This is a genomic window from Bradyrhizobium sp. Ken01, from assembly GCF_055807355.1.
Genome location: NZ_JBVVPC010000029.1, coordinates 22,436 through 35,241 on the forward strand (window position 1 = coordinate 22,436; position 12,806 = coordinate 35,241).

The 12,806-nt window shown below is 64.8% G+C and carries 11 protein-coding genes; 6 read left to right on the forward strand and 5 right to left on the reverse strand.

Features of this window, described 5'->3' with window-relative positions:
- Positions 1 to 60: 60 nt before the first annotated feature.
- Positions 61 to 1,989 (forward strand): sigma-54 interaction domain-containing protein, encoded by a 1,929-nt coding sequence (locus AC0L3S_RS25085; RefSeq protein WP_473281947.1) that lies wholly within the window; start codon positions 61 to 63, stop codon positions 1,987 to 1,989.
- Between the two features lie 6 nt (positions 1,990 to 1,995).
- Here AC0L3S_RS25085 and AC0L3S_RS25090 read toward each other — a convergent pair whose 3' ends face one another.
- Genes AC0L3S_RS25090 through AC0L3S_RS25100 form a run of 3 tightly spaced genes read right to left on the reverse strand, consistent with a single transcriptional unit; the run spans position 1,996 to position 4,611 of the window.
- Positions 1,996 to 2,874, reverse strand: coding sequence for a sulfurtransferase (locus tag AC0L3S_RS25090; protein ID WP_473281949.1), 879 nt, complete (start codon positions 2,872 to 2,874; stop codon positions 1,996 to 1,998).
- A gap of 46 nt (positions 2,875 to 2,920) precedes the next feature.
- A complete protein-coding gene (locus AC0L3S_RS25095) occupies positions 2,921 to 4,033 on the reverse strand; it encodes an acyl-CoA dehydrogenase family protein (RefSeq protein ID WP_473281951.1) in 1,113 nt (370 codons plus the stop codon).
- Between the two features lie 35 nt (positions 4,034 to 4,068).
- Positions 4,069 to 4,611, reverse strand: a complete 543-nt coding sequence (locus AC0L3S_RS25100; protein ID WP_473281953.1) for an OsmC family protein — start codon at positions 4,609 to 4,611, stop codon at positions 4,069 to 4,071.
- Between the two features lie 245 nt (positions 4,612 to 4,856).
- On the opposite strand from AC0L3S_RS25100, the gene AC0L3S_RS25105 reads away from it, so the two are divergent.
- The gene (locus tag AC0L3S_RS25105; protein WP_473281956.1) at positions 4,857 to 5,522 is read left to right on the forward strand and encodes a TetR/AcrR family transcriptional regulator; all 666 of its coding nucleotides are present in this window, start codon (positions 4,857 to 4,859) and stop codon (positions 5,520 to 5,522) included.
- A gap of 70 nt (positions 5,523 to 5,592) precedes the next feature.
- Here the strand turns inward: AC0L3S_RS25105 and AC0L3S_RS25110 are convergent, their stop codons facing one another.
- Entirely contained in the window at positions 5,593 to 7,170 is a 1,578-nt protein-coding gene (locus AC0L3S_RS25110) for a bifunctional AfsR/SARP family transcriptional regulator/alpha/beta hydrolase (protein WP_473281960.1), read from the reverse strand.
- Between the two features lie 148 nt (positions 7,171 to 7,318).
- Here AC0L3S_RS25110 and mddA point away from each other — a divergent pair, with 148 nt between their 5' ends.
- From mddA to AC0L3S_RS25125, 3 genes are read left to right on the forward strand one after another with little or no spacing between them, the layout of a single operon-like run.
- Positions 7,319 to 8,092 (forward strand): methanethiol S-methyltransferase, encoded by a 774-nt coding sequence (gene mddA / locus AC0L3S_RS25115; protein WP_473259133.1) that lies wholly within the window; start codon positions 7,319 to 7,321, stop codon positions 8,090 to 8,092.
- Complete coding sequence (locus AC0L3S_RS25120) at positions 8,089 to 9,066, forward strand: NADPH:quinone oxidoreductase family protein (RefSeq protein ID WP_473259136.1); 978 nt, start codon at positions 8,089 to 8,091, stop codon at positions 9,064 to 9,066. Before mddA ends, AC0L3S_RS25120 begins: the two co-directional genes overlap by 4 nt.
- Before the next feature lie 28 nt (positions 9,067 to 9,094).
- Positions 9,095 to 9,841: a hotdog family protein gene (locus tag AC0L3S_RS25125; protein ID WP_473281962.1), complete on the forward strand. Its 747-nt coding sequence runs from the start codon at positions 9,095 to 9,097 to the stop codon at positions 9,839 to 9,841.
- A 106-nt stretch (positions 9,842 to 9,947) separates the two neighbouring features.
- Here the strand turns inward: AC0L3S_RS25125 and AC0L3S_RS25130 are convergent, their stop codons facing one another.
- Positions 9,948 to 11,147, reverse strand: a complete 1,200-nt coding sequence (locus AC0L3S_RS25130; RefSeq protein ID WP_473281964.1) for a TrmJ/YjtD family RNA methyltransferase — start codon at positions 11,145 to 11,147, stop codon at positions 9,948 to 9,950.
- Between the two features lie 368 nt (positions 11,148 to 11,515).
- Here AC0L3S_RS25130 and AC0L3S_RS25135 point away from each other — a divergent pair, with 368 nt between their 5' ends.
- A complete protein-coding gene (locus AC0L3S_RS25135) occupies positions 11,516 to 12,730 on the forward strand; it encodes an NADP-dependent isocitrate dehydrogenase (protein WP_018456365.1) in 1,215 nt (404 codons plus the stop codon).
- The last annotated feature ends 76 nt before the right edge of the window (positions 12,731 to 12,806 follow it).

A 12,806-nucleotide genomic window follows, 5' to 3' on the forward strand; every position in this document is an offset into this window, starting at 1 on the left:
TTGGTCATTACGAAAATTCGTGATAAACGATATTTCGTAGCTAGATAACGAGATTTCGTAATGGCAACGACGCCAATCCTCGCCCACGACGATGTGGCACCGACGATCGATCCGCGCGTCGCGGCCTTCGAATCCTCGGTCGAGGCGACGCTGCTGGTCGACCCCTTCGGCGACCAGATTGTCGATGCCAATCCCGCCGCCTGCGCCCTGCTCGGCTACGACCGCGCGCTGCTGCGCCAGACCAGGGCGAGCACGCTGCATGCCGGTGAGCTTCCGGCGCTGACCGTGTTCACCCAGGCCGTGCTGCACAAGGGCGCCTACTGGACCACGGCGCTCAACCCGCGCCATGCCACCGGGCAAAATCTCCGGCTCGAATATGCCGGAAGCGTCCTGCCCCATGACGGGCGCACGCTGGTTCAGCTCACCCTGACCGATCTCGAAGCGCGCCGCCGCCGCAATGTCGATGCCGCCGCCGAAGACCACATGCGCAGCGGCATCTCGACCTGGCAGCGGGTCGAGCGCGTGTTCCAGGACATCGAGCGCGAGAACCAGCTGATCCTGCGCGCCGCCGGCGAAGGCATTTACGGCGTCAACGCGGAAGGAAAGACCACCTTCGTGAACCCCGCCGCCGAGCGGATGCTGGGCTGGACGGCCGAGGAGCTGGTCGGCAAGGAAATCCATCCCATCATGCACCACACCCACCATGACGGGCGGCACTATCACAACCACGATTGCCCGATCTACGCGGCGTTCCGCGACGGCGCCGTGCACCAGGTCGACGGCGAGGTGTTCTGGCGCAAGGACGGCTCGCCGGCCTGGGTCGAATACACCTCCACGCCGATCCGCGACCGTGGCGTGGTGGTCGGCGCCGTCGTGGTGTTTCGCGACGTCAGCCAGCGCCGCGAGGCGGACGAGAAGCTGCACGCCGCGCTCGCCGAGGTCGACCGCCTGCGCGAACGGCTCGAGCTCGAAAACGCCTACCTCCAGGAAGAAATCCGCATCGAGACGAATCCGCGCGGCATCATCGGCGGCAGCGAGGCGATCCAGAAGACACTGCGCCAGGTCAAGCTGGTGGCGCCGACCAGCGCGGCGGTGATGATCACCGGAGAATCCGGCACCGGCAAGGAGCTGATCGCACGCGCCATCCACGAGGATTCCACCCGCAGCGACCGGCCGCTGATCCGCGTCAACTGCGCCGCGATCCCGCGCGAATTGTTCGAGAGCGAGTTCTTCGGCCATGTCCGCGGCGCCTTCACCGGCGCCACGCGCGACCGCATCGGCCGGTTCGAGCTCGCCGATGGCGGCACGCTGTTCCTCGACGAGGTCGGCGAGATTCCACTCGAATTGCAAGGCAAGCTGCTGCGCGTGTTGCAGGAGGGCAATTTCGAGCGCGTCGGCCAGGAGCGCACCCGCGCGGTCGATGTCCGCGTCATCGCCGCGACCAACCGCGACCTCAAGCAGGAGGTGCAGCGCGGCCGTTTTCGCGAGGACCTTTATTTCCGCCTCAACGTGTTCCCGATCGAGACGGTGCCCCTGCGCGAACGGCGCGAGGACATTGCGCTGCTCGCCCAGCATTTCCTCACCCGCGAGAGCAAGGCGCTGAAATCGAATCTGCGCCTGTCGGAAGGCGATGCGCGTCGGCTGACCCGCTATGACTGGCCGGGCAATGTCCGCGAACTACAGAACGTGATCGAGCGCGCTGCGATCCTGTCGCAGAACGGCCGTTTGCGGATCGATCTGCCCGACTCCTCCGGCACGCAGGCCCCAGCCGGCGCCGCGCGGCAGAAGGCTGACGCACGGCCCGCTGTGATGACGTCATCCGAAATGCGGGACCACGAGCGCGCCAACATCCTGGCCGCGCTCGAGGGCTGCGCCGGAAAAGTGTTCGGCCCCGGTGGCGCGGCCGAGATGCTGGATATCAAGCCGACCACGCTGGCCTCGCGGATCAAGGCGCTGGGAATCGCGCCCCGTCCGCGGGCCGGCGGCTAGCAGCGATCACGCCGCCTTGATCGTGAGCTCCGATGCGACCGGCAATCCCTGCTCGATCGGCAGTGACGGATCGCGCGACCATTCGTTCCAGGAGCCGAAATACATCCGCACGTCCTTCACGCCGGCGTTCTTGAGCGCCAGGAACGTGTTCGAGGCGCGCGCCCCCTTGAAGCAATAGAGGTAGACCGGTGTGGACGGCGAGATGCCGACCGTGGCGCATTCCGCCAAAATCTCGTCCTTGGACTTGAAGCGCGGTCCCTCGGCGGTCGGCTTCATCATGCGGTACCATTCCAGCCACACCGCGCCGGGGATGCGGCCCTTGCGCGGGCAGAAATCCTTCCCATAGGGCGACGAGCTGTCGCCGATCCACTCGTCGACGTCGCGCACATCGAGAATGGCGACGCCCGGCTTGCCGACGGCCGCCAGCATGGTCTTGGCGTCGATCAGGATATCGCCCGCTTCGGGCACGACTCCGAACGACGCCTTCGCCGGCGCCGGCACATCTTTCGTCACCGGAAGACCCGCGGCCGCCCACGCGTCGAAGCCACCATGCAGCACCTTGATCTTGGGATAGCCGAGCATGGTGAGCAGGTAGTAGCCGCGGCAGGACTGGCCGAAGCCGGAGTTCATCGACTGCTCGTAGATCACGGCCGTCTCCTTGCCGGACAGGCCCGCGCCGCCAAAGGCGTCGGCGAACTTGGTCTTCAGCTCGCTCATGCCTTCCGGCGTCGATGTCGCAAGAAACGTGAATATCTCATGCACGTTCACGGCGTTGGGCAGGTGCCCGGCGCCATAGGCGTCGGGGTTGCGGGTGTCGATCACGACACAGGGCTCGGTCTTCAAGAGATCGGCAAGTTCGCTGGCAGAGATCAGAACGTCCGTCATTGGCAGCCTCTCCGTTGAGGTTGGATGGTGGGTGGGCTCGTAGAACTCAGGAATCGGCGAGCATCTTGCGCAGCTGCTTGGTGGCAGGCGTGACGATCGCGACGAAATAGGCCTCGCGCAGGCGGCGCTGCGCGCGGTGGGACTTGAGGTAGCCGCGCGCGCCACAATGCAGCATCGCCGCATGCGCCGCCGCGACGCTGGCCTCGCCGGCACGAAGCCTGAGCGCGATCACCTTGCGCCAATAGGTCTCCTCTTCATTGTAGGGATCGCGCGCCAGCGTCATGGTCTCGGTCTCGAGTTCGGCGGCGAGATCGCGGAAATGCACCGGCTGTTGCGGCAAATAGCGGTTGATGTGGCCGAGGGGATTGTCGACCTCGTCCATGATGTTGATGCAGTCCTTGATGAGCCCGAGCGCCATGCCGGCCTGCAGCAGGATGAACCCGGCGCGGATCTTCTTCACGAAGGGGCCGGCGGGATCGGCTAGGATCAGCTCGTCCGGCACGAAGGCGTCGCGGAATTGCACGCCGTAAGTGCCGGTGCCGTCCATGGCGAGAAACGGCTTGCATGGCGCCAGCGAGATCGCGGGGTCCGAACAGTCCGCGAGGAACATGACAGTGCCCGGCTCGTCCTCGCGTTCGAAGATGGTGCCGAAATAATGGTCGGGGCCGAGATTGGAGACCCACGGCAGCGCGCCGCGCACGATGTAGCCGCCTTCGACCTTGCGCCCTTTCAGCTTCAGCTTCTCGATGCCGAAAAAGCTCTTCATCGGATTGGAGAGCCCGGTGCCGCCGAGCACGCGACCGGTCGAGAACCCATCGCCGAAGCGCTTGGCCAGCTTCATGTTGGTGGAGTTGGCGGCGTACCAGACCAGCGTGTTTTGGCACCACGCCATAAAGGCGGTGCTGCCGCAGACCTCGCCGATCGCCGCCATCGCCTGGATCGCACAGCGCAGATCGGCAGGCCCTTCGTGCGGCACGTGACTGCCCCAGGCGCCGACGTCGCCGAATTGGCGCAACACCGCGGCAGGATACATCGTGCCGGCATCGATGCTGGCGGCGAGCGGCGCGAGCTGCTCCCGCGCAATTCGCGCCACCTCGCCTGCAATGGACTGTGCGGGCTGATCCAAAACCTCGGTCCGTGATAAAGCCAGTGAACCCATGATCGTCTCCCGCACCTTGTCCTGTTGCCGTCAGCTCAGATGCCGACCTCGAGATTGACCGGGCGGGTGAAGGTGTTGGCGACGGGCGACCATTGCTTGACATGGGCGACCAGCGCATTGATCTCGTCCGGCGAGATCCCCTCACATTCCATGTCGACCTTGACGCGCACGTCGGTGAAGCCGACCGGCTTGTCGGAGACATCGCCGGTGCCCCAGACCGCGGTGATGTTGAGATCGCCCTCGAGTTCGAGCTCGAGCTTGTTGACGATCCAGCCGCGATGCACGGCGTTGGCGTGCAGGCCGACGGCAAGGCAGGAGCCGAGCGCGGCGAGCGAGGCCTCGGACGGATTCGGCGCAGTGTCGTCACCCAAAAGGCCCGGCGGCTCGTCGACGATGTAGGGCGGCAGACTGCGGATGTAGTTGGCGTGACGGAATTTTCCTTCCGCGACCGTCTTGCACTTCAAGGTCTTGATGACCTTCGGATTGGCCTTGCCGTTGGCGATCAGTTGCTCGAGGCCATTCTTGTCGATGGGCGCGAGGCAACCCGTCAGCACTGTCTTTTGAACGACGGCAGTCATCATCTTCTCCCTGGCAGAAGTGGAAATCGGTAGGATACCGAACGGTCTGTTTCCTTGCATGGAGCGTGCCAGAGCCGGACAAAATCAAAAGGCGAAGCATTGGAGCCGCTTAGCGAACGCTGCCTGCGGATTGATCAGCGGCCGTCTGCTCAAAGGCGATGCAGACGGGCTTTCCCGTGCGAATCTTTTCAGCGCGAACAGATGCGGCTTGCTGATGCGGCGCGGCTGCGGGTAAGTTTGGACTCATGGCCAAGCCCTCACTGAACAAGACGTCAAGGAAGAAGTCTCATTCGCCGCACGGCGGTGCGGGTGACGACGAGTCCGCGCGCGGACGCCTGCTCAGCGCCGCGACGCATCTGTTCTGCAAGAACGGCATCAACGCCACCGGCATCGACGCGATCATCGCGGAAGCCGGCACCGCGAAGACCACGCTCTATAAATTGTTCGGCTCCAAAACCAATCTCGTCAACGCGGTGCTGGAGAGCGAAGGCAAGCAGTGGCGCGAATGGTTCATCGCGGCCATGGAAGAAGGCGGCGGCGACGCGCAAGCCAAACTCACGCGCATCTTCCCGGCCCTCAAGAGCTGGTTTGCGGAAGAGCGCTTCTACGGATGCCCCTTCATCAACGCCGTCGGAGAGCACGACAAGGACGCCAAGCAGTTCCGCAACATTGCGATGAAGCACAAGAAGATCGTGCTCGGCCACATCGAGAAGCTCGCCGGCGAGCTTGGATCGAACGAGCCCGTCGTGCTCGCACATCAGCTCGGGCTATTGATCGACGGCGCGATCGTCGCGGCGATGGTGTCGCGCGATCCCGGCGTGGCGGATACGGCGGCGCTGACGGCAGGTCCCCTGCTCAGCCAGTCCAAGGCAAAGAAGAAGCGCGCGGCGGATCAATTAGAGGCGGTGTGACCTCGTAGCCCGCATGGAGCGGAGCGCAATGCGGGGACACTGTCCCGGATTGCGCTCCGCTCCATCCGGGCTACAGCACCTTACGGCCCGCTCTCGCCTCCCGCGGCAACAGATCTAAGAATCTTTTGATCGCCGCCAGCACCGGCCCCTGATCGCCTGCAAAGAACCAGTGATCATGGCCGTCGAGCTCGACGAATTGCGCACCTTCGATCCGGCTCGCCACATCGCGGCCGGCCGCAATCCGTACGGCCTTGTCGTCCCGACGATGCAGCACCAATGTCGGCATGGCAATCCGCGGCAAAAGCTGCCGCACGTCGGCGTCGCGAAACGCCTCGAGCACCGCCGAGATGCCGCCGGGACTGGAGGCCGCGCGTAATAGCCCGGCCCACCAGGCGCGAGCCTGGGGATCGCCGGCAAGGCTGGGCGCGAAGGTTTCAATCTCCACCGGACCTCCCCATTGCGCAACGAGGCGCTTGCTCCAGGCGTCGTACTGGCTGGCGCGCAACGCGTGCGGATAGTCCTGCGACCAGCAGCCCTTCGCCAATGCACCGAACAGGATGAGTCCGGCCACGAGACGCGGTTCATCGACCGCAAATTTGATGCAGGCCGGTCCACACTCGGATGCGCCGAACAGCACGACGCGGCGCGAGCCGGTCGCGCGGAGCACCGTGCCGATATCCTCCGCGGTGCCGTCGATATCGGGCGCCGATCCGACCCGGTCGGACAACCCGATGCCGCGACGATCGAACACGATCAGGCGCCCAAGCTTCATCAGTGAGGCCAGAAACGCCCGGCTCGCCGGGTGCTCCCAGGCGCGCTCCACATGCGACACGAAGCCGGGCATGACCAGGATGTCGAGCGGACCGCTGCCATAGGTCTGATACGCCAGATGCACGCCGGCGCCCTTGACGTAACGCGTGTTCGGAAGGGCGGCGAGTGACGAAGCCGCGTTGGGGTCCATGAGCGTCTCGGTCTCGGCTTCCGGCGCGACCCCAAGTTCGTCACGCAGCCGCTGCGTCAGCGCGGCGTGGTGCCGCTCTGCCGCGCTGCGGTCACCCGCCAGCAGCAGGCTGCGGATCAGATGCCGGCCGTAGACCTCGCTCAAAGGATCGAGCTCGACCAGACGGGTCGCATGCGTGGCCGCGGAAAAGTAGTCGCCGGCGGCGGTTTTGTCCTGCACCAGGCGCTCCAGCGCGTGCATCAGCCGTCCCCGCAGCGCCTCGCGGCGAAAGAACGCCCAATCGTCGAATTCCGGACAATCCTCCGGCGAGAAGCCTGCGAGGAAATCTCCCCGATAAATCCGGCAGGCCTCGTCAAAGTCACCGCGATCGCAGGCGCTCTCGAACAGATGTGCATCGACGCTCAAGGCGACTGCCGGAGACCATCGCAGACTGGTCCGATCGGTCTCGAACACCTGCTGACCGAGCGTCAGCTCGATGCGGTGAAGCAGCCGCCGCAATCGCGCAAGCCCAGTCTCGCGGTCAGTTTCAGGCCACAGCAGCGTGGCCACGATTTCGCGGGCCACGGCGCTCTTGGCCTCCGCGAGATAGACCAGCAGCGCGAGTCCCTTGCGTAGGGCCAATTTGATCGGGTGGCCGTCGGCGTGGACCTCAGGGAACCCGAACGTCCCCAGCGAGAAAGCCGTCATGAAAGTCCTCCCTCCCCTCGCGGCGCCCCCGGGGGACGCACAGGGGACGGTCCAGCAATAGCAATCGGGGCAGATCGAGCCTGCTCGCCGGCGAGCCATTCAGACTCCTGCATGCGGCACGGCTGCATCAGGCACAATAGGAAAAAACATGATCTCGCGCCTCCTGATCCTGCTCTACGCCATCGTGAGCTACGTCATCTTCACGGTCTCCTTTCTCTATGCGCTCGGTTTCGTCGGCAATTATGTCGTGCCCAAATCGATAGATATGTCGATTGATAAGTCGATCGACATGCCGATCGGCGTCGGCAGCCCGACGGACCTGAGCGTGGCCATCGTCGTCAACCTGCTGCTGATGAGCCTGTTTGCAATCCAGCACAGCGTCATGGCGCGGCCGGCTTTCAAACGATGGTCGGCCAAATTCCTTCCCCTCGCCTGCCAGCGCAGCACCTACGTGCTGCTCTCCAGCCTGATTCTGCTGCTGCTGTTCTGGCAGTGGCGCCCGATTCCGACGCCGGTCTGGCAAACGAGCGGGATAGCGGCCTGGTTGCTGATCGGCGTGCATTGGCTTGGCTGGGTGATCGCGTTCGCCTCGACCCACATGATCGATCATTTCGATCTGTTCGGCCTCCGCCAGGCCTTCATCGCGTTCCGCGGGAGCGAGATACCAGGTCAATCGTTCAGGACGCCGCTGCTCTACAAGCTCGTGCGCCATCCCATCATGCTCGGTTTTCTGCTCGCGTTCTGGGCCACGCCCGAGATGACCGTTGGCCACCTTCTGTTTGCGCTCGCCAACACCGCCTACATCCTGGCCGCACTTCAGTTCGAGGAGCGCGACCTGATCGCCGAGTTCGGCGCGACCTACCAGGACTATCGCCGACGCGTTCCCATGCTGCTGCCGCGTCTTTTCGGAGCGCCCCGATGAAAGCGATTCTATGCAGCTCGTTCACCGGACCTGGCGATTTGCGCCTCGGCGAGATCGACGAGCCGAAACCGGCCGGCGACGAGGTTCTGATCGAAGTCCATGCGGCTTCGGTCAGTTTCATGGACCAGTTGGTGGTCTCGGGCCTCTACCAGATGCGGCCGCCGACGCCCTTCGTGCCCGGCACGGAAGCATCCGGTGTCGTCGTCGCAATCGGTGACGAGGTCACGGCATTCCGGCCGGGCGACCGCGTGGCGTGCACCGCCTGGACCGGCGGCTACGCCGAACGGATGATAGCGAAGGACTCGAAGTGCGTGCGTCTGCCTGAAAGCGTCGCGTTCGAAGCCGCGGCGACGGTCCTGCACAATTACGGCACGGCCTATTATGCGCTGGTCGAGCGCGCCGGGGCGCAGCGCGGCGAAACGCTGTTCGTCACCGGCGCTGCTGGCGGAGTTGGCCTTGCCGTGGTCGATCTCGGCCGCCATCTGGGCCTGCGCGTCGTCGCCGGTATCGGCTCCGACGACAAGGCGGCCTTGGTGGAGAGTTATGGCGCTAGCGAAATCGTCAACTATCGCAGCGAAGATCTGCGCGGCCGGATCAAGGCGATCACCGGCGGCGAAGGCATCGACATCGGCTTCGACAATGTCGGTGGCGCGATATTCGAGCAGATGGCCCGCTCGATGAAGTGGGGCGGACGGCTGATGCCGATCGGCTTCACCAGCGGCGAGATTCCCCAGCTCCCGATGAACCTGCCGCTGTTGAAGAACTATTCCATCCTCGGCATCTTCGTCGGCGCCTGGGCGGAGAAATTTTCCGCGGAAGCCGCGCGTATGAACGCCACGCTGATGCAATTGCTGGCCGGCGGAAAAATCCGCCCGCACATTGATCGCGTCCTCCCTTTGGAGGAGGCCGGCGAAGCCATGCGTGCCGTGGCCAACCGAACGGTTCAGGGGCGAATTGTCCTCAAGATCAGGTAAAGTGCACGGGGAAAAGAGAACAAAACCGATGACACAGATCATCATCGACAAACGCTTTTGCGGTCCTCCGAACTCCGGCAACGGCGGCTATGTCTGCGGCCGGTTGGCCCGCCACATTCCCGGCGCCGCGGAGATCACGCTGCGCGCACCGCCGCCGCTGGACACGCCGCTCGATGCGGTCGCGACGAACGACGGTACATGGGAGCTTCGCGACGGCGGCAAGATCGTCGCGACCGGGCGGCCGGCAAGCGTCGAGCTTGCGCGCGTGGAAACAGCCAGCGTCGAGGAGGCGTGCGCGGCCGAATTGTTGACGCCGGTGAAGCCGCACGAGCATCCGCTGCCGACATGTTTCGTCTGCGGTCCCGCGAGGGCGAAGGGAGACGGCCTGCGCATTTTTGCCGGCTCGCTCCGTGGTCACAACGCCGTTCTCGCAGCGAGCTGGACGCCCGATCCAAATCTCGCCGCCGAAGACGGTCTCGTCGCCCCCGAATTCCTCTGGTCCGCGCTCGATTGTCCCACCGGCTTTGCCTGCAATTGCGATCAGCAGACCGGCAGCTTCGACCGGACGCCGCTGCTGCTGGGCCGCATGTCGGTTCGGATCGAAGCCCGCCCGCGTGCCGGCGACCGCTGCGTCATCACGGCCTGGCCCACGGGCCGCGACGGCCGCAAACGCACCGCCGAAGCAGCCGCGCACGATGAAGCCGGGAGGTTGCTGGCGGTCGCGAAGGCGACGTGGATCGCGGTCGACCGCGACGTGCAGCGCGGGCGTGGATGACGGTCTCGTAGGTGGGCAAAGGCGCGTAGCGCCGTGCCCACCACTCCTGTCTCAGCTCTCGAGCACATGGTGGTGGGCACGCTTCGCTTTGCCCACGCTACGAGAGCTACACGCTTTGCTCGATCATCCCCTGCAGCCGCACCAGCTCCGCCTCGAGATCCCGCTCCACATCCGCCGCCCGCATCTCGATCACCCGATAATCCCGCGCCTCGAGCCACATCCGCCGTCCCGCACGGTCCGCCGCGATGGTCTCCCCCTCCCCCGCGTTCACCAGCTCGATCGCGATCCGGTGCGGGAACGAAACGAAGTCCGGGATGTGCCGCCCCACAGGGGTCTGGCGCTTGAACCCGCCTGCGAAGCGGCGATCACGGGTTAGGGCCTGCCACAGCAGGCGCTCGGCATCGGTCGGGTTGCGGCGGAGCAGGCGGGCGAGGCCGCGTACGGTGGAGCCACTGTCGGGCACGCCGCCGCCCTGCCCGTGCTCGGCCAAAAGCGCACGCAGCCGCGTGGCCTGCTCGCCGTCGAGCACGCCGCCCTTGGCCGGGCCTTTCCGTCCTTCTGCGATCGCCATCACCACCCCGTGGAGAGTGTGCATGTCCTGCTTGGTCGGCTCCATCCGGCTGAAGATGTTGCGCAGGTTCACCAGCATGGTGTCGCGCTTCTCGGCCGGGCGCAGAAATTCGACGCGATCGAGCTCGCGGATCAGATTGTCGAAGAACGCCTGCATCTGGTGCTGCGAGGCGCGCTCGGAGCGCTCCGGCATGGCGTGCGGCAGCTCGCCGGAGGTCGCCCGCTTGAACCATTCGTAGCCGACCAGGAGCACGGCCTGGGCGAGGTTGAGCGAGGCAAAGCCCGGATTGACCGGGAAGGTGATGATGCGGTTGGCGAGCCCGACCTCCTCGTTGGTGAGGCCCCAGCGCTCCCGGCCGAACAGGATACCGGCCTTGCCGCCCGCCGCGACGTGCCCTGAAATCTCGCTAGCTGCGGCTTCCGGCCCCACCACCGGCTTGGCTTGGTCGTGGGGACGCGCGGTGGTGGCGAACAGCAGCTCGAGATCGGCGACGGCCTCACCGACCGTGTCGAACAATTCGACCTTGTCCAGAATATAGTCGGCCCCGGCCGCGGCGCGCTGGGCGGCGATGTTGGGCCAGCCGTCGCGGGGGTTGACGATGCGCAATCGGCTCAGCGCAAAATTGCCCATGGCGCGCGCGGCCATGCCGATGTTTTCGCCAAGCTGCGGCTCGACCAGGATGACGATGGGACCGTCGAGGGAAAGGCCCGCCTTGCTCTTGTCAGTCCCCGACATCTCGCTTCGCTTTCACACTGGTTCTCAAGGCCTTGGACAGGCGCTCTTAGGATTTGATTCAAGGCCGGTCCTGACCTGGTCTCGACCCGGTCTTGACCTGCTCTCGGGCCGGCTGCCCGTTCGCCTGTCGTTTGCCTGTCCTGACGAAATTCTCAAGAGAAATAACGGGTTGGATTCGACTTTTGAATCTCGCGTGAAACTTCACCCCGGCCCCCGCGGCGCGGCTGCTCCCGCCCCCCATCTGCGGAGGCTGGATGAGCTAAAAGTGCATAATCCCTTGGCTTTCGCCGGCTGCTATCAGGTGCTAAGAGGCGGCGGATATTCCCGTGGCGCGCCAAAAGCGCCGTTCCCAAGAGGCTTCCCCGATCATGGCAAAAATCAAGGTGTCCAACCCCGTCGTCGAACTCGATGGCGACGAGATGACTCGGATCATCTGGCAGTACATCAAGGACAAGCTGATCAACCCGTTCCTGGATGTCGAGCTGCAGTATTTCGACCTGGGAATGGAGTACCGCGACCACACCAACGATCAGGTGACGATCGACGCCGCCGAGGCCATCAAGAAGGTCGGCGTCGGCGTCAAGTGCGCCACCATCACTCCGGACGAGGCCCGGGTGAAGGAGTTCAATCTCAAGCAGATGTGGAAGTCGCCGAACGGCACCATCCGCAACATCCTCGGCGGCGTGATCTTCCGCGAGCCGATCATCTGCAAGAACGTGCCGCGCCTGGTTCCCGGCTGGACCAAGCCGATCATCATCGGCCGCCACGCCTATGGCGACCAGTATCGCGCCACCGACATCAAGTTCCCGGGCAAGGGGACGCTGACGATGAAGTTCGTCGGCGAGGACGGCACCGTGATCGAGAAGGAAGTGTTCAAGACCCCGGGCGCCGGCGTCGCGATGCAGATGTACAATCTCGACGATTCCATCATCGACTTCGCCCGCGCGTCGTTGAACTACGGCCTGCTGCGCAACTACCCGGTCTATCTCTCGACCAAAAACACGATCATGAAGGTCTATGACGGACGCTTCAAGGACATCTTCCAGGACATCTATGAGCGCGAGTTCAAGAAGGAATTCGACGCCAAGGGCCTGACCTACGAGCACCGCCTGATCGACGACATGGTGGCTTCGGCGCTGAAATGGTCCGGCGGTTACGTCTGGGCCTGCAAGAACTACGACGGCGACGTGCAGTCCGACACGGTGGCGCAGGGCTACGGCTCGCTCGGCCTGATGACCTCGGTTCTCCTCACCCCCGACGGCAAGACGGTGGAAGCCGAAGCCGCCCACGGCACGGTGACCCGCCACTACCGCGAGCACCAGAAGGGCAAGGAGACCTCGACCAACTCGATCGCGTCGATCTTCGCCTGGACCCGCGGCCTGTCGCACCGCGCCAAGCTCGACAACAATGCCGAGCTCGCCAAGTTCGCGAACACCCTTGAGAAGGTCTGCGTCGACACCGTCGAGGAAGGCTACATGACCAAGGACCTCGCGCTCCTGGTCGGCGCCGACCAGCGCTGGCTCTCGACCACCGGCTTCCTCGACAAGGTCGCCGAGAACCTCGGGAAGGCACTGGCGGCGTAAGCCGTCCGCAATTTCGCCCGACTGGGCCGGACATCATCACGGGCCGCGCCGCAAGCGCGGCCCGTTCGCGTATTTG

Excerpts from the sequence above, each read along its gene's own strand:
- AC0L3S_RS25105 (WP_473281956.1), top strand. The coding sequence starts at position 4,857 with ATGGCCAAGCCCTCACTGAACAAGACGTCAAGGAAGAAGTCTCATTCG.
- AC0L3S_RS25090 (WP_473281949.1), bottom strand. The coding sequence starts at position 2,874 with ATGACGGACGTTCTGATCTCTGCCAGCGAACTTGCCGATCTCTTGAAG.
- mddA (WP_473259133.1), top strand. The coding sequence starts at position 7,319 with ATGATCTCGCGCCTCCTGATCCTGCTCTACGCCATCGTGAGCTACGTC.
- AC0L3S_RS25095 (WP_473281951.1), bottom strand. The coding sequence starts at position 4,033 with ATGGGTTCACTGGCTTTATCACGGACCGAGGTTTTGGATCAGCCCGCA.
- AC0L3S_RS25110 (WP_473281960.1), bottom strand. The coding sequence starts at position 7,170 with ATGACGGCTTTCTCGCTGGGGACGTTCGGGTTCCCTGAGGTCCACGCC.
- AC0L3S_RS25100 (WP_473281953.1), bottom strand. The coding sequence starts at position 4,611 with ATGACTGCCGTCGTTCAAAAGACAGTGCTGACGGGTTGCCTCGCGCCC.
- AC0L3S_RS25135 (WP_018456365.1), top strand. The coding sequence starts at position 11,516 with ATGGCAAAAATCAAGGTGTCCAACCCCGTCGTCGAACTCGATGGCGAC.
- AC0L3S_RS25120 (WP_473259136.1), top strand. The coding sequence starts at position 8,089 with ATGAAAGCGATTCTATGCAGCTCGTTCACCGGACCTGGCGATTTGCGC.
- AC0L3S_RS25130 (WP_473281964.1), bottom strand. The coding sequence starts at position 11,147 with ATGTCGGGGACTGACAAGAGCAAGGCGGGCCTTTCCCTCGACGGTCCC.
- AC0L3S_RS25125 (WP_473281962.1), top strand. The coding sequence starts at position 9,095 with ATGACACAGATCATCATCGACAAACGCTTTTGCGGTCCTCCGAACTCC.
- AC0L3S_RS25085 (WP_473281947.1), top strand. The coding sequence starts at position 61 with ATGGCAACGACGCCAATCCTCGCCCACGACGATGTGGCACCGACGATC.